Origin of the sequence: Paracoccus marcusii, from assembly GCF_006151785.1 — a bacterium.
Classification (GTDB): Bacteria; Pseudomonadota; Alphaproteobacteria; order Rhodobacterales; family Rhodobacteraceae; genus Paracoccus; species Paracoccus marcusii.
Window position 1 is genome coordinate 17,124 of the sequence record NZ_VDDD01000009.1, and the last position, 21,893, is coordinate 39,016.

Sequence of the window (21,893 nt, forward strand, 5' to 3'; positions counted from 1 at the left end):
GGGGGACCATCATGACACTGAACATTTCGGGGCCGCGTCAGGCCCCGCACGACCTGCTGGGGCCGGACGCCAATGCCGCGGTCGCCGCGCCCGACGGTCGGGTCGACATCGTGCGCATGGCCGCGTGGCTGGTCGTGGGCACGGTCATCATCGGCCTGCTGTATTACGGACAGGAGGTGCTGATCCCGCTGGCGATCGCCTTCCTGATCAGCTTTGCCCTGGGACCGCTGGTCAAGGTTCTGGTCCGTCGCGGCATTCCGCAGGTGGCGGCGGTGTCGGTGGTCATGCTGACGGTCATCGCGATGCTGCTGGGGTTGGGCCTGCTGATCACGTCGCAGGTCAGCGTGCTCAGCGCCGAACTGCCCGCCTATCAGTCCACGATCCGCGCCAAGATCCAGGGGCTGGGCCAGCAGATGGAGGGGCCGGGTCTGTTCGACGGCGTGTTCCAGACCATCGCCACCGTCCAGGAACAGCTGGCCACCGCCCTGCAGGATGCCCCCGGCGCCGTGGCCGACCCGCTGGCCGTGACGGTCGTGGGCGACGGTCCGTCCCCCTTTGCCACCGCCAGCGCCTGGCTGGCCCCCGCCCTGGCGCCGCTGGCGACCCTGGGCATCGTGGTCGTCTTCGTGTTCCTTGTCCTTCTGGACCGGGGCGATCTGCGCGACCGTCTGATCCGCCTGCTGGGCGGCAACCTGCACCGCTCGACCGACGCGCTGGAGGAGGCGGGCAAGCGGATCTCGAAATACCTGCTGATGCAGCTGGTGGTGAACGTCACTTATGGCATTCCGATGGCGCTTGGCCTGTGGGCCATCGGCGTTCCGGGCTGGATCCTATGGGGCACGCTGGCTGCGATCATGCGGTTCATTCCCTATGTCGGGCCGATGCTGTCGGCGATCTTTCCGCTGGCCCTGGCCTTCGCCGTCGATCCCGGATGGCAGATGGTGCTGATGGCGCTGGCGCTGATCGTGTTCCTGGAACTGGTCAGCAACAACATCGTCGAGCCGATGCTGTACGGCACCTCGACCGGCCTGTCGGCGCTGTCGCTGATCGCGGCCGCGACCTTCTGGACGGCGCTGTGGGGGCCGCTTGGCCTGATTCTGTCGACGCCCCTGACGGTCTGCCTGCTGGTCGTGGGCCGCAACCTGCCGCAGCTGGCCTTCTTCGACACGCTGCTGGGGTCGACCCCGGCGCTGGACCTGCCCACGCGCATCTATCAGCGTTTGATCGCCAACGATCCCGACGAGGCCTATGAAATCTCGTCCGATGCCATCCGCACGACCGGGATCGCCGCGTTCTACAACACGACGGGGATGGAGGTTCTGCGCCAAGCCAGCGACGATTACCACGCCAATGCACGGGTCGAGCATCGGCTGCGCGTGGTCGACGGCATGGACCAGCTGCTGGAAGACCTGCGCGAGGATCACCCGGCCACCCCCACCGGCACCCCGCGCGTCGCCTGCATCGGCGGCAAGTGGCAGGTCGATGCCATTTCGGCCGAGATGCTGGTTCACGCCCTGGCGCTAGCCGACATTCCTGCGGTCCAGCGCGCGACCGGCACGGTCACCGCGCGCTATGTCGACGGTCTGGACCTGGAGGGGATCGACACCGTCTGCATCGGCTATTTCAGCCGCGATCCGGACGCGGCGGTGCGCGGTTTCGTCCGGCGTCTGCGCCGTCGCTGGCCCGACCTTCGGATCGTCTTGGCCCTGTGGAACGCCCCCGAGGATCAGGCGGGCCCCGACCGGGCCGAGGCGCTTGGCGTCGATCAGATCGTGCTGTCCATGGACGAGGCCGTCCAGTGGCTGACCCCGGCCCACGCACACCGCGCCGCGATGCAGGCCCCCCCGCCCCCCGCGGACGAGGCCGCGCGTCTGGACGCCCTTGCCCAGACCGCGGTCCTGGACGGACGCGCGCGCGAGGATCTGGACGATCTGGCGAAACGTGCGGCGGACGTGTTCGATGTCAGCCTAGCCTTCATCTCCGCGATCGATGCCGATGCGGAATACATCGTCGGGCAAAGCGCGGACCTGCCCGGCCGCCGCACGGAGACCGAGCCGCGCATGAACTGGATGCCGCGGGCCGAGGCGATGTGCAATCACGTCATCGCCGCCGACGACACGCTGGTCGTGCCCGACACCGACCGCGACGTGCGGTTTTCGGACAACCCGGCGGTGCGCCAGTGGCAGGGACGGTTCTATGTCGGAACGCCGCTGCGCACGGCCGACGGCCACGTGCTGGGCGCCCTGTGCCTGATGGACCGCGAACCGCGCCAGATCGAGGATGCGGAACTGGACCTGCTGGACAAGATCGCCGCCGATGTCGTGGCTGTGATGACCGATCAGGATGCCGTTCCGACCGAACCGCGGCGCGAGGAACCGCCCGCCCCCCGCGGCGTCCTGGGTCAGCGCATCCCGGACTGAAGCGCCGGTTCGGCCCCGCGCCCCGCCAGCGACAGCGGCAGTTCGATGGGCAGAAAGTTGACCGGTGGCGCGGGATCGTGCCGCCGGTCGATCGCCTCGACATACAGCGCCTGCAGCGTGTCGATCATGCGGTCCAACCCAAAGTGGCCGGCCACATGGCGGCGCGGCACGTCACGAGGGATCTGCATCGCCTCGATCAGCGCGCGGTCCAGCCCGGCCCCATCGGGGGCGGCGAACCGCCCGGCCGGGCCCAGCACCTCATGGACCGCGCCCATCGCGACGGCGGCCACGGGCGTTCCGCAGGCCATCGCCTCGATCGCGGTCAGGCCGAAGGGCTCGTCCCATTGCGGCGTGAACAGCAGGGCCGATGCACGACCGTATTCCGCGGCCAGATCCGGTCCCGCCAGGTGCCCGCCAAAGCGAATGTCCCCCAACAGTTGCGGCCGGACCTGCGCGTCGAAGTAATCGCCATCCTCAATGCTGCCAAAGATCGTCAGGGCGACGCCCGCGCGGCGCGCGGCGGCGATCGCCAGATGGGGTGCCTTGTTCGGCGTGATGCGTCCCGCCCAGACCGCCTGCCCATTACCCTGCGGCGAATAGGGCCATTGCGCCAGATCGATGCCGTTCGGCACCACCCGCGCCGATGCGGGCGGGCCTTCGGGGAAATAGGCCGCCAGATGCCTGCGCGAACATCCTGTCGTCACATGCCACGGGGCCACGCTGTCGCGCACGGCCCAACGCAGCGCGTCAAAGGGCGGCACGTGCAGCGAGGTGACCATCGGCACACGCGTCGCCCGCGCAAAGCGCGGCGGAAACCGATGAAGCGTGTTATTGTGGATGACGTCGAAATCCATGTCCGCCAGCGTGGCCAGGCTGGCGGCATGGTGACTGTCCAGATGGGCGTTCAGCGGTTCGGTGCCGTGATATTGGTGCCACGGATAATCACGGTCGTAATGCTGCGCCATCAGGGGCAGCAACGGCACGTCCACCCGGCTGTCGCCCGCCGCGACCAGGGTCACGTCATGCCCCCGCGCCCGCAGGGCGTTGACAAGGTGGTGGGCATGACCCTCCATGCCGCCCATGAACGGGGCCGCGATGGGGTGACGGCAATGTGCCATCACCGCGATCCGCAACGGGCGGCCGGTCATTCGGCGGCGGGCATCAACAGGGCGCTTTGTTCGCGTGCGACACGTTCGGACGACATGCGGTCGTCTTCGGCAAGCCTGTGCAGGTGGTCGATGACACGACGGGAATTGGCATAGGGCATGTGCCCCTGCTGTTCGCACAGGGCGAATTCCGTCGGGCCGGGTTCGCGCAGCAGCTGCAACCCCTCGGGCGCGTTGCGGATCAGGCCCATCAGCTGGAACGCGTACAGCCAATGTTCCATCGTGCGGTGACCCCATTTGCGGGCAAAGACCTCGGTGTTGCGCAGGACAGAGTGCAGGTGATGAACCGGGGGCATGCAATGCGGATGGTACTGATGATAGACGCGGCCCCCCGCGATCCACCAGATCGGGGCGCCGCCGTCCGACCACGCGCGGCCGAAATCGGTATCCTCGCCGCCATATCCGGAAAAGCTTTCGTCGAAACGCGGGCCGTCCAACCAATCCTGGCGCCACATCGCAAAGTTCAGCGACCAGAAGCATCGGTAGTCGGCACAGGCCGCCACCCCGGAGGCCGGGGGGCCCTGGCGGTCGGAATGCTTGACGGCGATGTCGGCGAAGCGGTCGAAATCCAGCCCCCCGTCGGTGCCGCCTAGGGGCAGGTACATCACCTCGCCCATGAACAGGCCGCGACGGTCCGCCATGCGGTCCAGATAGCCGCTGATGAAATCGGGCGCCGGGATGCAGTCGACATCGACAAAGACCAGCAGGTCGCCCGTCGCCGCATCGGCCACCGCATTGCGGGCCGCCGACAGCGGCATTTCGGGCGCCGTCACGCGGATCTGGCGGATGGGAAAGTCGGTCCGGGGCAGGTCGGTATAGTCGGCGTCCTGCATCACGCCGATGATCAGTTCCGACGGCTTGTGATGCTGGGCCTGAAAGCCCGCGACGACATTGCGCAAATGCGCCTCGCGGCCCGCAGCGATGGTCAGGGCGGAAACGTGGATCATGCAGGGGCTCCTTCGGGGATGCGTGTCGGGGGGGCGGCGGACCACAGGTCGCGCGCTAGGGTTTCCAGCCATCGGGCCGTGTCGGCCGCGGGATCGGGAGTGACCAGGCGCGCCTGTGCCGCGGGGTCGTGACCATCCATCGCCCGTGCGACTGCCGCGCGCCAGGCGTGTGCGCTGGACGGCAGATGCGGCAGGTGCAGCGCGACGCCCGCGCGGGCCAGGGCCTCGGCCTTCAGGCGCTGTTCGTCGAAATAGCGCCATTCCGGCACCACGATCCACGGCCGCCCGGCGGCCAGAACCTGCGCGCAGGTGGTGTTGCCCGTCGAAGAGATCACCAGATCCGCCGCCGCCACGTGGGTCGCCGGGTCGTCGACCCAGCCCCGGTGGGTCAGGTTGCCGCCCTGCGTCGCGTGCCAGTCGGGCTGGGTCGCGCCGATGGTCATCCAGTGCCAGTCGGGAAAGGCCCGCGCGGCCACGCCCATTGGCGCCTGTGCAAAACCGGTGCCGCCCGCACCCGACACCAACAGCGCCATGGGGCGGTCGGGGTCCAGCCCCAAGGCCCGCCGGGCCGCCGCCCGGTCGGGGGGCGTGATCGCGGGAATGCCCAGGCCGGGGGCATAATGGATGCGGTCTGCAAGTGGCTGCCAATCCGGCTGCGCCAAGGCGGCAGAGAACGGCGCCAGAAGGCCCACGGCCCCTGAATAGGCGGCTTGGTGTCCCTGATCGCCGCGGTCGCCATGCTGCAGGATCTTCACATGGGGGACCGAACAGATGCGCGACAGCTGTGCGATCTCGGCGCTGACATCGCAGATCATCAGTGCGGGATCATCGGTGGCGAACCAGCCAGCGATCCGGCCCATCGCCTGACGGATGCCCGGCCAGCCCAGAGGCGCGCAGTGCAGCGTGTCGGGCGTGGGCACGTGGTCCATGTCGCATTCGGCGCCGGTCCGTTCGAACAGTGATGGGATGGTGACGATGCGCGCCTGTGTCGTCAGCGGCGGAAAGATGTCGTCCCGGGCGCAGAAGATCGTGACGGGCCGGTCGGTGGGAAGCGCATTGACGATGGCCGCGCAGCGTTCCGCGTGGCCCCGTCCCTGGTGGTGGACGAAATAGCCGAAGGGACGCTTTGCCGTATCGTCAGGGACCAGATCACGCATGCTGCGCCAGCCCAAGCTGCGCCAGACCGTCGATGACCCCCGCGGCGTGGTGATAGCGGCTTTGATAGATGCCCCGGCCGCGCAGGTGGGCCAGTTCGGCATAGGCATTCGACGGCAGGATCGACGCCCCACTGGCTGCCAGCATGTCGGCATCGTTGCCGCTGTCGCCTGCGGCGATGCAGTGGCGCAGGTCAAGGCCCCGGCGCGTGGCCTCGAACCGCAGGGCGGCGGCCTTGCCGGCCGCCTGCGGCAGCACGTCGATGAACTCTCCGTGCGAGGCGATGACGCGTGCTGCCAACCCGGCGCGCGCCAGATCGCGTTCGATCCCCGCGGCCTGCGCGGCGGTACCCAGCAGCGACAGCTTCCACCGCCGCTGTTCATAGCCTGCCTGCCAGACGGGGGTGCGGGCCTGCAGCACGGCCTGCACCGCATCGCGGTCCCAGTCCGCATCCAGCAGCGCGGCATAGTCGGTGCAGGGGTGCAGGCGGTCGCCCGCGCCCCACCGCCAGATCTCGGACCCGACCGAGGTGATGAACAGGTCGGGCCGCGGCAGGGCCCAATCGGCCAGCACCCGGCGCGCCTGCGACACGGACCGCCCGGTGGCGACGGCGAACAGCAACCCGTCGTCGCGCTGCGCGTGCCAATCGACGAACCGTGCGGCGGCCACCGGGCAGCCGGTCAGCGTGCCGTCGATGTCGCTGGCCAGAATGCGGCGCACCGCGCGACGTGGCAGGGGGGCGGCGCGCTGCAGGTTCCGGCAGATCGCCACCGACCGTCGCGCCCAGTCCCGCCAGTCAAAGGCCTCCAGCGCGCGGGCCTGCGCGCGGATCGCGCCCTGCGGGTCGTCCATCATGCGCAGGCAGGCTGCGGCGACCTGCGCCGCGTCGCCGGGATCGACCAGCGCGCCGTGGCCCAGCTGTGCCACGATGTCCACGGGGCCGCCGTTCCGGGTCGCAACCACAGGAACGCCAGCCTGCGCCGCCTCGACCAGGGTCAATCCAAAGGGTTCGTGCAGCGCCGGGTTCACGAAGACGCCTCCCTGCGCTGCCCGCGCGTACAGCGCCCGCAGCTGACCCGCATCATGGCGCGGCGGCAGGGCGACCTTGCCCCACAGGCCATGGCGGTCGATCCGGTCGAACAGTCCGCGCAGCACCTGCGCCTGTTCGGCGGGCCCGCCATCGATGCCGTCGCGCAGCCCGGCCAGGATCACCAGGTTGGCGCGGTCCTGCAGCTCGGGCGATGCGGCATAGGCATCGACCAGCCCGGCCAGGTTCTTCTTGGCCACGGGACGGGCCACCGCCAGAACGATGGGACGATCCGGCCTGCGCAGGAACGGCGCCAGCAGCGCATCGGCCGCCGCGGTGCCCGCATACGGCAGCAGCGTCACGCCGGGAGACACGCAATGGCTGCGCCCCTCGGCCGCCTTGCCATAGGGGCGCAGCTGGCGCTCGGCCTCGTCGCGCGAGGACACGATGATCGCGGCGGCACCCTCGACGGCCGACCGCTCGGCCGCGATCCGGTCGCGCAGATCGGGACGGCGGGCGGCGGCAGGGTCCTTTTGCAGGGCCAGCGAATGGGGGGTATAGATCCAGGGAATGCCGAACCGCTTCTGCGCCGTCCGGGCCAGGCGCGCGGCGTCGGCGAAATGTGCGTGAATCACGTCGGGCTTCTGCGACATCCCGCCAAGCATCGCGCAGAACGCCTCGGCCAGGGCGGGCAGCTCCGCCTCCAGGGCCTCCTTGGCCAGATAGGCGCGATTGGCGGTCGACAGGCGCAGGATGCGGCAGCCGGGCGCGACATCCTCCACCGCCTGCGCGTGGATGGGATCCATGCCGTCGAACGCACGGGTGACGATGTCGACCGATGCCACCTGCGGCAGCGCCGCCTGTGCCATGGCAGCACCCAGGACATAGGCGATGTGGCCGCCGGTATCCTCGGTCACGCCATAGCGCACGGGGGCAGCCTTCAGGCAGCCGCCCAAGGCAAGGTGAAGAATGTGCATGATTGCACCTTTCGGCAAACTGACTGCAGACCGTGCAATGCGGCCATTGCACAGCGAACAACGTCACGCCGCCGCGGGTTCACCGGAAAGCGACCAAGTAAAGAAAGATGAACTCTCCCCTTCCCGGCGGTGCCTTGCCGATGGGCAGCATGTCGGTGCGAAAAAAGCACCGTGGCGCTGTAACGCGCGCCCCATCCGCCGCGATCTGATCTGCATGAAGGCGGGCTGACGCGCCTTCGACATCAGAACGGAGATGATCATGACCGCATTCACGACCCGCCTTTCGCTTGGCGCCTCGCTGGCCTGTGCGCTTGGTGCGATGGCCGCCACCCCCGTCATGGCGCAGGAGATGGAGAAATGCTTCGGCGTCGCCCTGGCCGGGCAGAACGACTGCGCCGCGGGGCCGGGCACGACCTGCGCCGGCACCTCGACCGTCGACTATCAGGGGAACGCCTGGACGCTGGTCCCCGCCGGCACCTGCACCACGATGGAGCTGCCCGCGCAGGCCGACGGCACCGCCCGCATGGGCATGCTGGAGGAACAGATGCGCGACCTGCCCGCCTGATCCGATACGGACCGCGCGGGGATCGTCCCGCGCGGCCATTCCCAAAGGGTGATGCCATGTCCCGCCTTCCCGCCACCCCCGGCGTCGGTTTCAAGCCCCAGCATTTCGCGGCGATCCGCCAGGACGCCCGCCCGGTCGGCTTCTTCGAGGTCCATGCCGAGAACTATCTGGGCGCGGGCGGCCTGCCCCACGCGCAGCTGACCGCGCTGCGTGCCGATTTCCCGCTGTCGCTGCACGGTGTGGGCCTGTCGATCGGCAGCCCGCATGGGCTGGACCGGGATCACCTGGCGCGGCTGCGCGCGCTGTGCGACCGGTATCAGCCGGACAGCTTTTCCGAACACCTGGCATGGTCCAGCCACGGGGCCGAATACCTGAACGACCTGCTGCCCCTGCCCTATACGCCCCAGACCCTGGCGCTGATCATCGATCATGTCGACCAGGTCCAGACCGCGCTGGCGCGTCCCATCCTGCTGGAGAACCCCGCCACCTACCTGCTGTTCCAGCAGTCCGAGATCCCCGAAACCCAGTTCCTGCAGGCCATCGCCCAGGCCACCGGCTGCGGGCTGCTGCTGGACGTCAACAACCTCTATGTCTCGGCGGTGAACCATCGGCGCGATCCCTGGGCATGGCTGGACGCCTTTCCTCTGGACCTGGTGCAGGAGATCCACCTGGGCGGCCACGCGACCGAGGACCTGCCCTCGGGCCCGCTGCTGATCGACGATCACGGCAGTGCCGTCGCCGACCCGGTCTGGGCGCTTTATGCTGAGGTCATCGCGCGCCAGGGCCCGCTGCCGACGCTGGTCGAATGGGACAACGACCTGCCCGACTGGCCGATCCTCGCGGCCGAGGCCGCGCGGGCCGACGCCATCCTGCGCCATGCGGGGCTGGCCCATGCCGTCTGAGCACGCCCATTTCACCACGGCCTTCGACGTCGCGCTGCGCGGCGGGCCGCTGCCCCCCGGCGTGACCGGCCCCGAGGCCGAGCGCCGTTTCGCCGTCTATCGCAACAATGTGGCGGTAGGCCTGTCCGCCGCGCTGGCACAGCGTTTTCCCGTCATCCGCCGGCTGGTTGGGGCCGACTATTTCGCCGCGCTGGCCGCAAGCTTCGTCGCGGCCGACCGCCCCCGGTCGCCGGTGATGGCCGAATGGGGCGCGGGGTTCGCGGCCTTTCTGGCCGATTTCCCGCCGCTGGCCGGCTGGCCCTGGATGGCCGACGTCGCGCGGATCGAACATGCTCGTGGGCTGGCCTTTCACGCGGCCGACGCCGTCCCGGTCCGCCCGGACCGCCTGACCCGCGCCGACCCGGACTTGCTGAGGCTGGGCCTGCACCCGTCGGTCATCGTGCTGCCGCTGCACCATGCGGGCGTCGCGGTCTGGGCGATGAACCAGCCCGGCGCCACCCCCGGCCCTGTCCCCGCGGGACCCCAGATCGCGCTGATCCTGCGCGATCCGTCCTGGGGCGTTCCGGTCACCGCGATCAGCCCCGCCGACGCCGCGATGATCGCGGCCCTGACTGCGGGAACGCTGACGCAGGCCGCCCGGGCCGCCCGGGCGGTGCAGGCTGACCACGACCCTCAACCGCTGCTGCTGCACCTGATGCGGTCCGGCAGCCTGACCGACCAGGAGACCGTGCCATGACCCCCATCCTGACCGACCTTGCCGGGCTGGCCCTGCGCGTGTTTCCGGCGGCGGTCTTCTGGCAGTCGGGCCGCACCAAGGTCGACGGCCTGTCCATCAAGGACGGCACCTGGTTCCTGTTCGAACACGAATACGCCCTGCCCGTGATCCCGTCGGACTGGGCAGCGGTGGCCGCGACCCTGGCCGAACACCTGCTGCCGGTGCTGCTGATCCTGGGGCTGATGACGCGGCTGTCGGCGCTGGCGCTTCTGGCGATGACGGCGACGATCCAGATCTTCGTCTATCCCTCGGCCTGGATGACGCACGGGCTGTGGGCCGCCGCCTTCCTGGCGCTGATCGCGCATGGACCGGGGCGGTGGTCGCTGGACCACGTCCTGCAGACCCGCCGGGTGCCGGCATGATCGCCGTTCCCGCCATCGTGCCTTGCGGGGTGGGCATCCCTGCGGCTAGCCTGAGGACAGGCGCGCGGAGGCGGGGCATGCAGCAGGACGGCACCGAATGGGCGGCACTTCTGGCGGCGGCGCAGGCCGGCGACAGCCGCGCCATGGCCCGGTTCCTGACCCAGGTCACGCCGCTGATCCGCGCCGTGGTGCGAGCCCGCGGGCAGCCTGCCCCGTGACCTGCACGAGGATGTCGTCCAGGAGGTGCTGCTGGCCATTCACCTGAAACGCGACAGCTGGCAGCCGGACACGCCCCTGCGTCCCTGGCTGTACGCGGTCACCCGCTACAAGGTGATCGACGCGTTCCGCAGGCGGGGCAGCCGCGTCCACCTGCCCATCCACGACTTTGCCGAGATCATGGCCGACAGCCGCACCGACGACCCCACCGCCGCCCGCGACCTGGGGGTGCTGCTGGCGCGCATCGACGCGCGGTCCGCAGGCATCGTCCGCGCCATAGGCATCGAGGGGGACAGTGCCGACGACGTCGCTGCCCGCCTTGGCATGACCGACAGCGCGGTCCGGGTCGCCCTGCACCGCGCCATGAAGAAGCTGTCCGCCATCGGACTGGGAACACGCGAATGACACAACCCTCCTCGACCGAGGCGCTGATTGCGCGACTGGCGGCCGAACCCCTGCCCTCGACCCGGTTCTCTCCGGCGCGGATGATCGCCACGATGGCCGGGACGGCGCTGCTGGGCCTTGCGCTGCAGATGGCGCTGTCCGGGCCGCGCCCCGATCTGGCTGCGTCACTGGCCGCGCCGGTAACCCTGGCCAAGCCGCTGCTGCCGCTGATGGTGCTGATGCTGGCCTGGCCCATGGCGGTGCGGCTGGCACGGCCCGGCGCGCGTATCGGGCTGTGGCCGCTGGCGGTCCCCGCCGCCTTGGCGATGGCCCTGGCGATCTGGGCACTGGTCGCGACGCCCGTCGACCGGCTGGCCCATGACTGGCTGGGCCATTCGGCCGATACCTGCGTGCCTGCGGTGCTGGCCCTGTCGGCGGCGCCCCTGTTTGCAGGCGTGCGGCTGATGCGTCGCGGCGCCAGCACGCATCCCGTCCTGGCCGGCGCGCTGATCGGACTTGCGGCAGGCGCCGGTGCGGCGACCGGCTATGCCCTGTCCTGCACCGAAGATTCGCCGCTGTTCTATGTGTTCTGGTACGGCGCGGCGATCGTGCTGGCATCCGTGGCCGGGGCCGTGGCGGGTCACAAGCTGCTGCGCTGGTGATCCAGGTTATCCACAATTTCCGGGGACAGTTCCGGGGGTAACCGTAAAAAATCGCTTTGTTGCAGGACCTTGACCGCTGCACCTGTCACGCCACCAAGTAGCGGCACAGTGGTACCAACCTACGCCGGTGCCCTGAGGAATCTCCGTTTGCACCCAACGCTACGCGCCGATGCTGCCCACCAATCCCCGCGTTCATGGTGGCAAGTCCGAAGGTGAGAGTGCCGCAGCAGGATGGCCAATAACGGTGGCGCCGCGGGTTTGCATGACCATCGTCTTTGAGGGAGTGAGATCGGTGACACCCGGCATCCGATGGTTGCCTAGTGGACTGCACGGGTTCGTCGCGGGCCGCGGGCCGTCGAGATGCATGTTTGAACCGTTTGGCGAACCGACTGCGGCGGCCACGCACCGTCCCGCTGATGAAGAAGCACTGCACCAGACAGTCCTTCGCGATGCGCTGCGATAGTCGCCCAGCAGGCAGGCGCTGCTGCCATACTTCCTGCGTGACCTCTGACGCAAATAAATCGCTTGGCCGCCGGAGATCGACGCGATGGGTCGGTCGGACGATGCCAGTAGGGCATTTGCATCCGCGAGGACGTGCGAGATCATCCAGCACATGACCCCTGCATGCCGAACATTCAGGGTCAACGTCTTGGTTAACGTGATGGCGCGGGGACAAGTCACAACGACGCCACGCTCTATCCTTGGGGAGAGGCCCATCGCACCTGATTCCCGGACGTCCAGCCTTCCAGACAGGCAGGTCGGCGAATTCGCCTCATCATAAGGTTGCATTTTAACCGAATGCTTAAACTTCGGGCAGTCGACGTCATTGATGGGGCACGGGCAAACCATTGCACTGTAATGGTTCGCATTTCTGAGCCACCGAACAAAGGCGCGGGGACAGGTATCCGCTGTGCAGCCGCTCAATCACAGTCGATCACGCGTCATCGCGCTTGCGTGACGGCAGATTTGTGACAGCATGAACCAATAACGGATTGGTTCGCTTCATGGACATGCCTGATCTTCCTTTTGCCGATGACGGTCCCGCCAGGGGTCAGGGAAACATGACCTCTGCCTATGCGCTGGAACAGCTGCGCGCTTGGGTGGACGATCCGGGTCATCCGAACGGCACCCGCCTGCCGACCGAACGGCAGCTGTCCGAGCAGATGGGCATCGGCCGCCGCGCGATCCGCCGCGCGCTGGAGGTGCTGGAGGCCGAGGGCCGCATCACCCGCCGCCAGGGCGCCGGAACCTTCGTCGGTGGTCAGATCGACAGCGCCGCCCCCGCGACTGACTTTTTCGAGATCATGGAGGTGCGCCTGCGCCTGGAGCCGCAACTGGCGGCCCTTGCCGCGCTGCGCGCCAAGCCGGTGCAGATCGCCCGCATGCACGAATTGTCGGACCGCATCGCGCAATGCGTCGACGCCGACGAAGGAGAGCTGTGGGACGGCACCCTGCACCGCCAGATCGCCGAGGCCGCCGGCAATGCGCTGTTCCTGTCGCTGTTCGACGTGGTCAACCGCATCCGCCAGGACCCCGCCTGGCAGGCGGTGCGCGAACGCGCGCGGGGTGGCCTGGCCGGTCACGCGCTGCCCGTGGCCCAGCACCGCGCCATCGTCGACGCCATTGCTGCCCGCGACCCGCAGGCGGCCGCCGAACAGATGCGCCTGCATCTGCTGATGCTTCAGGAAAAGCTGATCCGCCTTGGATCGGCCGACCTCCCCGCAACCGATACCGGAAGGCCGGACCAACCGGCCCATGCTTGACCCCCATCAGGAAGGACATCCCATGACCCGCCATCTGCTGACCGCCACCGCGCTTGCCGCCCTGCTGACCGCCCTGCCCGCCGCCGCACAGGAGATGCGCATCGGCCTGGGCGACGACGCGGACATCCTGGACCCCGACCAGTCGCGCACCTTCGTGGGCCGCATCGTCTATGCGGGCCTGTGCGACAAGCTGGTCGACCTGGACGCCGACGCACAGATCATCCCGATGCTGGCGACGGACTGGACCTATTCCGACGACGGGCTGCAGCTGGTCATGAACCTGCGCGACGACGTGGTATTCCACGACGGAACGGCGTTCGATGCCGATGCGGTGGTGGCCAACATCACCCGGTCGATGACCCTGCCGGAATCGCGGCGCAAGTCCGAGCTGTCCTCGGTCGCCTCGGTCGAGGCGACGGGACCGCTGCAGGTGACCTTCACGCTGACCGCGCCGGACGCGTCGCTGATCGCGCAGCTGTCGGACCGGGCGGGAATGATGATCTCTCCGACCGCGGCCGAGGCGGCCGGCGCTGATTTCGGCCAGAACCCGGTCTGTTCGGGTCCGTTCAAGTTCGTCGAACGCATCCAGCAGGACCGCATCGTGCTGGAGAAGTTCGCGGATTACTATGACGCGGACCGCATCAAGATCGAACGCGTCACCTATCGCCCGATTCCCGACACCACCGTGCGCCTGGCCAACCTGCAGTCTGGAGAGCTGGACATGGTCGAACGGATCGCCGCCACCGACGTGGGCACCGTCAACCAGACCGACGGGTTGAGCCTGCAGGAGGTCGTGGGCCTGGGCTACATGGCGATCTATGCCAACATCGGCAACGGCGACCGCGCCCTGACCCCGATAGGAGAGGACGCGCGCGTCCGCCAGGCCTTCTCGCTGGCCATCGACCGCGAGGCGCTGAACCAGGTCGTGTTCGACGGCACGGCGCGCGCGGGCAACCAGCCCTTCCCGCCGACCTCGCAATGGTACAACCAGGATCTGCCCGTCCCCGCCCGCGACGTCGAGGCCGCCAAGGCCCTGCTGGCCGAGGCCGGACAGGAGCGCGTCGCGGTCGAGATCCAGCATGCCAACAATCCCGTCGTCACCCAGATGATGCAGGTCGTCCAGGCGATGGTGGCCGAGGCGGGCTTTGACGTCACCCTGCGCGCGACCGAATTCGCGACGCTTCTGTCGGAGCAGACGGCGGGCAACTTCCAGCTGTCGCGGTCGGACTGGTCGGGGCGTCCCGACCCGGACGGCAACCTGCACCAGTTCGTCACCTGCGAGGGCGGGATCAACGACCCGAAATACTGCAACCCCGAGGTCGACCGCTTGCTTAATGAGGCGCGCGCCGTCACCGACCCCGCCGCCCGCAAGGCGCTGTACGACGAGGCCGGCGTGATCCTGAACCAGGACCTGCCTGTGATCTATCTGGGCCACCAGACCTACATCTTTGCGCTGGACGACAAGGTCCAGGGCTTCAAGGCGCTGCCCGACGGGATGATCCGCCTGCAGGACGTCACCCTGGCCGAGTGACCATGACCGGGGGCGCGCCAGCCGCGCCCCCGCACCGATGGTGAAAGGACCCCCATGCTGATCTATATCGCCAAGCGGCTGATGGTCGCCCTGCCGACGCTGCTGATCGTGTCGATGCTGGTCTTCGGGCTGCAGATGCTGCTGCCGGGCGATCCCGTCCTGGCCATGGCCGGAGAGGAGCGCGACCCCGAGACCCTGGCCCGCATCCGCGAACAGCTGCACCTGGACGACCCCGTGCCGGTCCAGTACCTGCGCTGGCTGGGGGGCGTGGTGACGGGCGATCTGGGCACCTCGCTGCGGACCGGGGAACCCGTGTCGCAGCTGATCGTGCAGAAGCTGCCGGTGACCATCCAGCTGGCGGTCATGTCGATGATCTTCGCGATGCTGATCGGCATTCCCGCAGGCATCATCGCGGCGGTGCGCAAGGGCAGCGTGACCGACTGGCTGGCCAATTTCGTGGCGTTGTCGGGTCTGTCCATCCCGAACTTCTGGCTGGGGATCATGCTGATCCTGCTGGTCTCGGTCAATCTGGGCTGGCTGCCGGCATCGGGATATGAATCGATCTTCGTCGATCCGGTCCGCTCGCTGCAGACGATGATCATGCCGGCCTTCGTGCTGGGTACGGGGCTGGCCGCGACGCTGATGCGCCACACCCGGTCATCCATGCTGGGCGTGCTGTCGGCGGACTATATCCGCACGGCGCGGGCCAAGGGCCTGACCGGCCGCCAGGTGGTGCTGAAGCACAGCTTCAGGAACGCGCTTTTGCCGGTCATCACGCTGACCGCGCTGCTGTTCGGCGAATTGCTGGCGGGCGCGGTGCTGACCGAACAGATCTTCACCATTCCGGGTTTCGGCAAGCTGATCGTCGATGCGGTGTTCAACCGCGACTATGCCGTGGTGCAGGGGGTCGTGCTGTGCACCGCCGTCGGTTTCCTGCTGATGAACCTGGTCGCGGACGTGCTGTCCGTGATGCTGAACCCCCGGATGAGGGCCGCCCTATGACCGCCATCGACATGCCCGCCCCCCGCGCCAAAAGCCGCTTCTGGCGCAAGTTCCGGCGCAACCGCGCGGCCTTGGTCGGTGGCATCATCGTGGCCTTCTTCGTCCTTCTGGCCTTGGCCGCGCCGATCCTGCCCATCGCCGACCCGCTGGCCACCAGCTGGACCGCGATCCGGCTGCCGCCCTCGGCCGAATACTGGCTGGGCTCGGACGAGATCGGTCGCGACATCCTGTCCCGGATGATCTGGGGCGCGCAGGCGTCGCTGATGGCGGGGGTGATCTCTGTGGCGATCGCCGTCGTCACCGGCGTGCCTATCGGGCTGATCGCGGGCTATTTCGGCGGTTGGACCGACACGATCATCTCTCGCTTCACCGATGCGCTCTTGGCGATGCCCTTCCTGATCATGGCGATCGCGCTGGCCGCCTTCCTGGGGCCCAGCCTGACCAATGCCATGATCGCCATCGGCCTGTCGGCCATGCCGATCTTCATCCGCCTGACCCGCGCCCAGGTCATGTCCGTCAAGACCGAGGATTACGTCGAGGGCGCCCGCGCCATCGGCCTGGGTCACATGGCGATCATGGGCCGCTACATCCTGCCGAACATTGTGCCGCCGATCATCGTGCAGGCCACGCTGACCATCGCCACCGCCATCATCGCCGAGGCGTCGCTGTCCTTCCTGGGCCTGGGCCAGCAGGCCCCCGCGCCAAGCTGGGGGTCGATGCTGAACGTGGCCAAGAACTTCCTGACGCAGGCGCCCTGGATGGCCTGGTGGCCGGGGGCCGCGATCTTTCTGGTCGTCATCGGCTTCAACCTGATCGGCGACGGGCTGCGCGATGCGCTGGACCCGCGCGAACACTGACATTGCAAGGAGTCGTCATGACCCAATTCACCACCCGCCCCGAGATCACCGGCACCTTCGGCGTCGTCACCTCGACCCATTGGATCGCGACCGCCGTGGGCATGGCGATTTTGGAAAAGGGCGGCAACGCCTTCGACGCCGCCGTCGCGACGGGCTTTGTCCTCCAGATCGTCGAGCCGCATCTGAACGGCCCAGCGGGCGACCTACCCGCGATCATCCATTCGGCCAAGACCGGCAAGACCCAGGTGATCTGCGCCCAGGGCCCTGCCCCGGCCCGCGCCACCATCGAGCATTACCGCGCCGAGGGGATCGACCTGATCCCCGGCAACGGGCTGCTGGCCACCGTCATCCCCGGCGCCTTCGACGGCTGGATGCTGATGCTGCAGGAACACGGCACGATGACCGTCTCCGAGGTCCTGGCCCCCGCCATCCACTATGCCCGCCACGGCCATCCGATGCTGCCCCGCGTGGCCGACAGCATCGCCGGTCTGGCCGATTTCTTCGCCGCCGAATGGCCCACATCGCACGCGACCTGGCTGCCCGGCGGGCAGGCCCCGCAGGCGGGCGCGCTGTTCAAGAACGACGCGCTGGCAGACACTTACAGCCGCATTGTCGAAGCCTCGGAGGGTGCGCCCACGCGCGAGGCGGGCGTGCAGGCCGCGCGCGACGCCTTCTATCGCGGCTTCGTGGCCGAGGCGATCGACCGGTTCTGCCGCACGACCGAAGTGATGGACGGCAGCGGGGCGAAACATCGCGGCGTCCTCAGCGCCGACGACATGGCAGGCTATGCCGCCACGAGCGAGGAGCCGACCTGGGCCGACTATCACGGCTGGTCCATCGCCAAGACCGGGCCCTGGGGTCAGGGGCCGGTGCTGCTGCAGGGGCTGAAGATCCTGGAGGGCATCGACATCGCCGCGATGGACCCGAACGGTCCCGATTTCGTCCATACCGTGATCGAGACGATGAAGCTGTCCTATGCCGACCGCGAGGTCTATTACGGCGACCCCCTGATGCACGACGTGCCGATGGAGACGCTGCTGTCGGACGCCTACGCCGCCGACCGCCGCGCCCTGATCGGCGACCGCGCGTCGCTGGACCTGCGCCCCGGCACCGTGCCGGGGTTCGAGGATCAGCGCGCCCGCACCCTGTCGCTGCTGGACGGCCTGGGCAAGGGCGCGGTCTATGAGCCGACCATGGCGCACCTGTCGGAAAAGCGCGGCGATACCGTGCATATCGACGTGATCGACCGGTGGGGCAACATGGTGTCCACCACGCCCTCGGGCGGCTGGCTGCAGTCGTCGCCGATCATCCCTGATCTGGGCTTCTGCCTGAACAGCCGGGCGCAGATGTTCTGGCTGCAGCCCGGCCTGCCCACGTCGCTGGCGCCGGGGCGGCGGCCGCGCACCACGCTGACGCCGTCGCTGGCGCTGCGCGACGGGGTGCCGCATCTGTCCTTCGGCACGCCCGGCGGCGATCAGCAGGACCAGTGGCAGCTGGTCTTCTTCCTGCGCCATGTCCATTTCGAGCCGAACCTGCAGGCGGCCATCGACGCGCCGCTGTTCCATTCGACGCATTTCCCGGCCTCGTTCCACCCGCGCACCGCGGCACCGGGCGGAATGCTGATCGAGGATCGCGTGGGCCAGGCCACCATCGACGAACTGCGCCGTCGCGGCCATGACGTGACCGTCACCGGCCCTTGGGACATCGGCCGCCTGACCGCGGCCAGCCGCGATGCGCAGGGCCTTCTGCGCGCGGCCGCGACGCCGCGGCTGATGCAGGCCTATGCGGCGGGGCGGTAGGATGACGGATCCTATCCTAAGCCTGCGCGGCCTGTCCGTCTCCTTCCCCACCGATGACGGGATGAAGGAGGTCGTGCGCAACATCAGCTTCGACGTGGCACCCGGAGAGACCGTGGCCATCGTCGGCGAAAGCGGATCGGGCAAAAGCGTCACGTCGCTGGCGATCATGGGCCTGCTGGACAAGCGCGCGCGCGTCACCGGACAGGTCCTCTTGGGCGGGCGCGACCTGACGCGCCTGTCCGAACAGGAGATGCGCCGGGTCCGCGGCAACGACATCGCGATGATCTTTCAGGAACCGATGTCCTCGCTGAACCCGGTCTTTCCGGTGGGCGACCAGATCGCGGAGTTGCTGATCCGCCATGGCCAGGTGCCCCGCGACCAGGTCGGGGCCGAGGTGCTGCGCCTGATGGACCGCGTGCGCATCCCCAATGCGGCGGCGCGCATCAGGGACTATCCGCATCAGTTTTCCGGCGGCATGCGCCAGCGGGTGATGATCGCGATGGCCCTGGCCGCGCGCCCGCGCCTGCTGATCGCCGATGAGCCGACGACGGCGCTGGACGTGACCATCCAGGGCCAGATCCTGGACCTGATCAAGGAGATCCAGGAGGAGCAGGGCATGGCCGTCCTGTTCATCACCCATGACATGGGCGTGGTCGCCGAGATCGCCGACCGCACCGTGGTCATGTTCCGCGGCGATCACGTCGAGACCGGCACTACCGCGGGCCTGTTCCAGGATGCGGGCCACCCCTATACCCGCGCGCTGCTGGCCGCGGTGCCGCGGCTTGGGCAGATGGCGGGCCAGCGCTGGCCGCTGCGCTTTCCCAAGGTCGACATGGCCAGCGGCGCGATCGCGGCCCAGCCCGCGGTGGTCGACACCGTGGACCGCAGCGCGACACCGGTCCTGTCGGTCCGGAACCTGGTGACGCGCTTTGCCGCGGGGTCGGACCTTCTTGGCCGCCCGACGGGCAAGGTCCACGCGGTCGAGGATCTGAGCTTCGATCTATGGCAGGGAGAGACGCTGTCGCTGGTGGGCGAATCCGGCTGCGGGAAATCGACCACGGGTCGGTCGATCCTGCGGCTGGTGCAACCGGAATCGGGGCAGGTGACGCTGGACGGGTTCGATGTGCTCAAGGCCGGCCCGGCCGATCTGCGCCGAATGCGTCGGTCGGGGCAGATGATCTTTCAGGACCCGTTCTCCAGCCTGAACCCGCGCATGACGGTGGGCCAGACCGTGGCAGAGCCGATCCTGGCGCACAAGCTGGCCGGCCGGGCCGAGGCGCGCGACCGCGCCGCCGAACTGCTGGCCCAGGTCGGCCTGGACGGGTCCATGCTGGACCGCTATCCGCACGAATTCAGCGGCGGGCAGCGCCAGCGCGTGGCGATCGCGCGCGTTCTAGGCCTGAACCCCAAGGTGATCGTGGCCGATGAGAGCGTGTCCGCGCTGGACGTGTCGATCAAGGCGCAGGTCTGCAACCTGCTGATGGACCTGCAGGAGCGTCTGAGCATCGCCTATCTGTTCATCAGCCACGACATGGCGGTGGTCGAACGCGTCAGCCACCGCGTCGCGGTGATGTATCTGGGCGAGATCGTCGAGATCGGCCCGCGCGAGGCGATCTTTGCCGACCCGCAGCATCCCTACACGAAGAAGCTGATCGCCGCCGTGCCGGTCCCGGACCCCGCGCGCCGGGGCCTGCGCCGCGCTATGCAGGTCGATGAGCTGAAAAGCCCCGTCCGTCCGATGGGGTTCGAACCGCCCAAGCGCGACTGGCGCCAGGTGTCGGATCGCCATTTCGTGATGGTCTAGGGCGCCAGCCACTGTCCGCGCCAGCTCGTCTCGCGCGTGTATCGCGCGCGGCGGTGCTGCGGGCCCAGATGCACCGCGTCGATGGCCAGCACCGTCAGGCGCACCAACGCGAAACAGGCGGCGTCTGGACGTTTCGCATAGGCCAGCGCATCGTCGATGGGCGTGCCGGGCGGCGGCTGAGAGCCATAGCTCTGTCGCGACGGGTCGGGCACGCGCGCCCAGTCCTGCGCGACCGCCGCGCCCGTCAGGATGGCGGCACGCGCCTCGATCCGGGTCTGCAGATGCGCGCCAGCGTCCCAGACATGCAGTGCCGCCATCGGGTTGACGCGCAGATCACCCACCTTCGCGGACAGAAGGTCGGTGTGAACCTCCAGCACGGCTTCGTCGGGGTCGGCCCCGCGCAGCACGACCGTGCGCGCCTGCGGCATGCCGCCCGGCGTGACGGTGGCCAGCACCGGGTGGCGGGCGGGCGCATGGCGGTCGGCCACGCCGCGGTGCAACCGCAGCCAGACCTGGTCGTGCAGGCTGTCCAGCCCCGCGGCCCAGGGATGCAGGTCGGTCATTCGAAGACCGAGCGCGGGAAATAGAACGACACGACCCAGTTCGGCATGTCGACGATCTCCGAGATCCGCAGATCGCCGCAGGTGGACACCAGCATGTAGGCCTCGACCGCGGGCATGCCGTGGCGCGCGCACAGCAGATCGACCATCTGTTCGACCGCCTGCCGCGCGCCGGTCATCAGGTCGGGGCCGATGCCGGTCGTGACCTCGTACCCCTTGGCGTCCAGGTGCGGCGTGACCGGTCCTGGCGTGGTGAACCGCGGCATCGCCAGGTTCGCGCCCTTGACCAGGTCCAGCGTCAGCGTGACGTCCATCGGGCTTTCGATGGCGGTGCCGCAGACCTCTCCGTCGCCCTGCGCGGCATGGGTGTCGCCCACCGAGAACAACGCGCCCGTCACCTCGACCGGCAGATACAGTTCGGCCCCGCGCGACAGGTCGCGGATGTCCAGATTGCCGCCCGTGCGCCGCGGCGGGACGATGGAATGGGCACCCGGCTCTGCCAAGGCCACGCCGATTGTCCCGGCAAAGGGCTTCAGCCCGACCCGGCCGTGACTGCCCCAAAGCGCCGGCGCCAGCGTCGCCGCATCATAGCGCCACAGCGTAAGGGCGGGGTCGGGGAACTGGTCCGCCAGCAGACCGAACCCCGGAATGTTCGCGGTCCAGCCCCAACTCTGCCCGTCCTGCGCCTGCGGGGCGAAATCGACCAGCGTGATCTTCAGCGCGTCACCGGGTTCGGCCCCGTCGACATGGATCGGCCCGTTGACCGGGTTGATGCGCCCGAAATCCAGCGTGGCGATGTCGTCCGCGGTGCTGGACAGGTTCAGCTGCCCGCCCGACGCCTCCATGCAGGCAAAGTGGATCGTCGATCCCGGCGCCACGGTCTGGACCGGGGCGATCGCGTTGTCCCAGCCCAGGTGATGCTGCGCCGCATGGATGGTATAGTTGCACTGTCTGCACATCGTCTGGTCCCCCGTGTCGGTCTGCCGCCACTGTCGGCGTAATTCGCACGACGTGCAATT

At 68.7% G+C, this 21,893-nt stretch carries 21 protein-coding genes; 15 read left to right on the forward strand and 6 right to left on the reverse strand.

Annotation, left to right across the window (positions count from 1 at the left end; genetic code table 11):
• Positions 1 to 11: 11 nt before the first annotated feature.
• Positions 12 to 2,420 carry an AI-2E family transporter gene (locus tag FHD68_RS02840; protein WP_127899520.1) on the forward strand — a complete coding sequence of 803 codons (2,409 nt, stop codon included), beginning with the start codon at positions 12 to 14 and terminating at the stop codon, positions 2,418 to 2,420.
• Here FHD68_RS02840 and FHD68_RS02845 read toward each other — a convergent pair.
• The 4 genes from FHD68_RS02845 to FHD68_RS02860 are packed head-to-tail and all read right to left on the reverse strand — an operon-like array spanning position 2,402 to position 7,692.
• Positions 2,402 to 3,538 carry a glycosyltransferase gene (locus tag FHD68_RS02845; RefSeq protein ID WP_240542560.1) on the reverse strand — a complete coding sequence of 379 codons (1,137 nt, stop codon included), beginning with the start codon at positions 3,536 to 3,538 and terminating at the stop codon, positions 2,402 to 2,404. The genes FHD68_RS02840 and FHD68_RS02845 overlap by 19 nt on opposite strands.
• Positions 3,539 to 3,564: 26 nt before the next feature.
• A complete protein-coding gene (locus tag FHD68_RS02850) occupies positions 3,565 to 4,533 on the reverse strand; it encodes a glycosyltransferase family 2 protein (protein WP_127899521.1) in 969 nt (322 codons plus the stop codon).
• Positions 4,530 to 5,690, reverse strand: a complete 1,161-nt coding sequence (locus FHD68_RS02855) for a glycosyltransferase (RefSeq protein ID WP_127899522.1) — start codon at positions 5,688 to 5,690, stop codon at positions 4,530 to 4,532. Before FHD68_RS02855 ends, FHD68_RS02850 begins: the two co-directional genes overlap by 4 nt.
• Positions 5,683 to 7,692: an HAD-IIB family hydrolase gene (locus FHD68_RS02860; protein ID WP_127899523.1), complete on the reverse strand. Its 2,010-nt coding sequence runs from the start codon at positions 7,690 to 7,692 to the stop codon at positions 5,683 to 5,685. The genes FHD68_RS02855 and FHD68_RS02860 overlap by 8 nt, the downstream gene beginning before the upstream one ends.
• On the opposite strand from FHD68_RS02860, the gene FHD68_RS02865 reads away from it, so the two are divergent.
• The 14 genes from FHD68_RS02865 to FHD68_RS02925 all read left to right on the forward strand — a co-directional run bounded on the left by FHD68_RS02865 (position 7,691) and on the right by FHD68_RS02925 (position 20,314).
• A complete protein-coding gene (locus FHD68_RS02865; protein WP_127899524.1) occupies positions 7,691 to 7,921 on the forward strand; it encodes a hypothetical protein in 231 nt (76 codons plus the stop codon). The genes FHD68_RS02860 and FHD68_RS02865 overlap by 2 nt on opposite strands.
• Positions 7,922 to 8,011: 90 nt before the next feature.
• Complete coding sequence (locus FHD68_RS02870) at positions 8,012 to 8,257, forward strand: BufA1 family periplasmic bufferin-type metallophore (protein WP_369799420.1); 246 nt, start codon at positions 8,012 to 8,014, stop codon at positions 8,255 to 8,257.
• 56 nt (positions 8,258 to 8,313) lie between these two features.
• Positions 8,314 to 9,159, forward strand: coding sequence for an MNIO family bufferin maturase (gene bufB, locus FHD68_RS02875; protein WP_127899526.1), 846 nt, complete (start codon positions 8,314 to 8,316; stop codon positions 9,157 to 9,159).
• Complete coding sequence (locus FHD68_RS02880) at positions 9,149 to 9,895, forward strand: HvfC/BufC N-terminal domain-containing protein (RefSeq protein WP_164871484.1); 747 nt, start codon at positions 9,149 to 9,151, stop codon at positions 9,893 to 9,895. The genes bufB and FHD68_RS02880 overlap by 11 nt, the downstream gene beginning before the upstream one ends.
• The gene (locus tag FHD68_RS02885) at positions 9,892 to 10,296 is read left to right on the forward strand and encodes a DoxX family protein (RefSeq protein ID WP_127899528.1); all 405 of its coding nucleotides are present in this window, start codon (positions 9,892 to 9,894) and stop codon (positions 10,294 to 10,296) included. Before FHD68_RS02880 ends, FHD68_RS02885 begins: the two co-directional genes overlap by 4 nt.
• A 77-nt stretch (positions 10,297 to 10,373) precedes the next feature.
• Positions 10,374 to 10,514, forward strand: a complete 141-nt coding sequence (locus tag FHD68_RS18870; protein WP_164871485.1) for a hypothetical protein — start codon at positions 10,374 to 10,376, stop codon at positions 10,512 to 10,514.
• A gap of 25 nt (positions 10,515 to 10,539) precedes the next feature.
• Complete coding sequence (locus FHD68_RS02890; RefSeq protein ID WP_164871486.1) at positions 10,540 to 10,917, forward strand: sigma factor-like helix-turn-helix DNA-binding protein; 378 nt, start codon at positions 10,540 to 10,542, stop codon at positions 10,915 to 10,917.
• Positions 10,914 to 11,558, forward strand: coding sequence for an NrsF family protein (locus tag FHD68_RS02895; RefSeq protein WP_127899530.1), 645 nt, complete (start codon positions 10,914 to 10,916; stop codon positions 11,556 to 11,558). Before FHD68_RS02890 ends, FHD68_RS02895 begins: the two co-directional genes overlap by 4 nt.
• 1,061 nt (positions 11,559 to 12,619) lie before the next feature.
• The gene (locus FHD68_RS02900) at positions 12,620 to 13,321 is read left to right on the forward strand and encodes a FadR/GntR family transcriptional regulator (protein WP_198143093.1); all 702 of its coding nucleotides are present in this window, start codon (positions 12,620 to 12,622) and stop codon (positions 13,319 to 13,321) included.
• Between the two features lie 22 nt (positions 13,322 to 13,343).
• Positions 13,344 to 14,852, forward strand: coding sequence for an ABC transporter substrate-binding protein (locus tag FHD68_RS02905; protein ID WP_127899531.1), 1,509 nt, complete (start codon positions 13,344 to 13,346; stop codon positions 14,850 to 14,852).
• Positions 14,853 to 14,906: 54 nt separating this feature from the next.
• Positions 14,907 to 15,854 carry an ABC transporter permease gene (locus tag FHD68_RS02910; RefSeq protein ID WP_045999735.1) on the forward strand — a complete coding sequence of 316 codons (948 nt, stop codon included), beginning with the start codon at positions 14,907 to 14,909 and terminating at the stop codon, positions 15,852 to 15,854.
• Positions 15,851 to 16,711, forward strand: a complete 861-nt coding sequence (locus FHD68_RS02915; protein WP_045999734.1) for an ABC transporter permease — start codon at positions 15,851 to 15,853, stop codon at positions 16,709 to 16,711. Before FHD68_RS02910 ends, FHD68_RS02915 begins: the two co-directional genes overlap by 4 nt.
• Positions 16,712 to 16,728: 17 nt before the next feature.
• Entirely contained in the window at positions 16,729 to 18,510 is a 1,782-nt protein-coding gene (locus FHD68_RS02920) for a gamma-glutamyltransferase family protein (RefSeq protein WP_139085135.1), read from the forward strand.
• 1 nt (position 18,511) lies between these two features.
• Positions 18,512 to 20,314, forward strand: a complete 1,803-nt coding sequence (locus tag FHD68_RS02925) for an ABC transporter ATP-binding protein (protein WP_208863732.1) — start codon at positions 18,512 to 18,514, stop codon at positions 20,312 to 20,314.
• On the opposite strand, the gene FHD68_RS02930 is transcribed toward FHD68_RS02925, so the two are convergent.
• Together FHD68_RS02930 and FHD68_RS02935 are read right to left on the reverse strand one after the other, a co-directional pair.
• Complete coding sequence (locus tag FHD68_RS02930; protein WP_127899534.1) at positions 20,311 to 20,877, reverse strand: pyridoxamine 5'-phosphate oxidase family protein; 567 nt, start codon at positions 20,875 to 20,877, stop codon at positions 20,311 to 20,313. The two genes, FHD68_RS02925 and FHD68_RS02930, sit on opposite strands and share 4 nt — an antisense overlap.
• Positions 20,874 to 21,833: an acetamidase/formamidase family protein gene (locus tag FHD68_RS02935; protein ID WP_127899535.1), complete on the reverse strand. Its 960-nt coding sequence runs from the start codon at positions 21,831 to 21,833 to the stop codon at positions 20,874 to 20,876. The genes FHD68_RS02930 and FHD68_RS02935 overlap by 4 nt, the downstream gene beginning before the upstream one ends.
• Between the last annotated feature and the right edge of the window lie 60 nt (positions 21,834 to 21,893).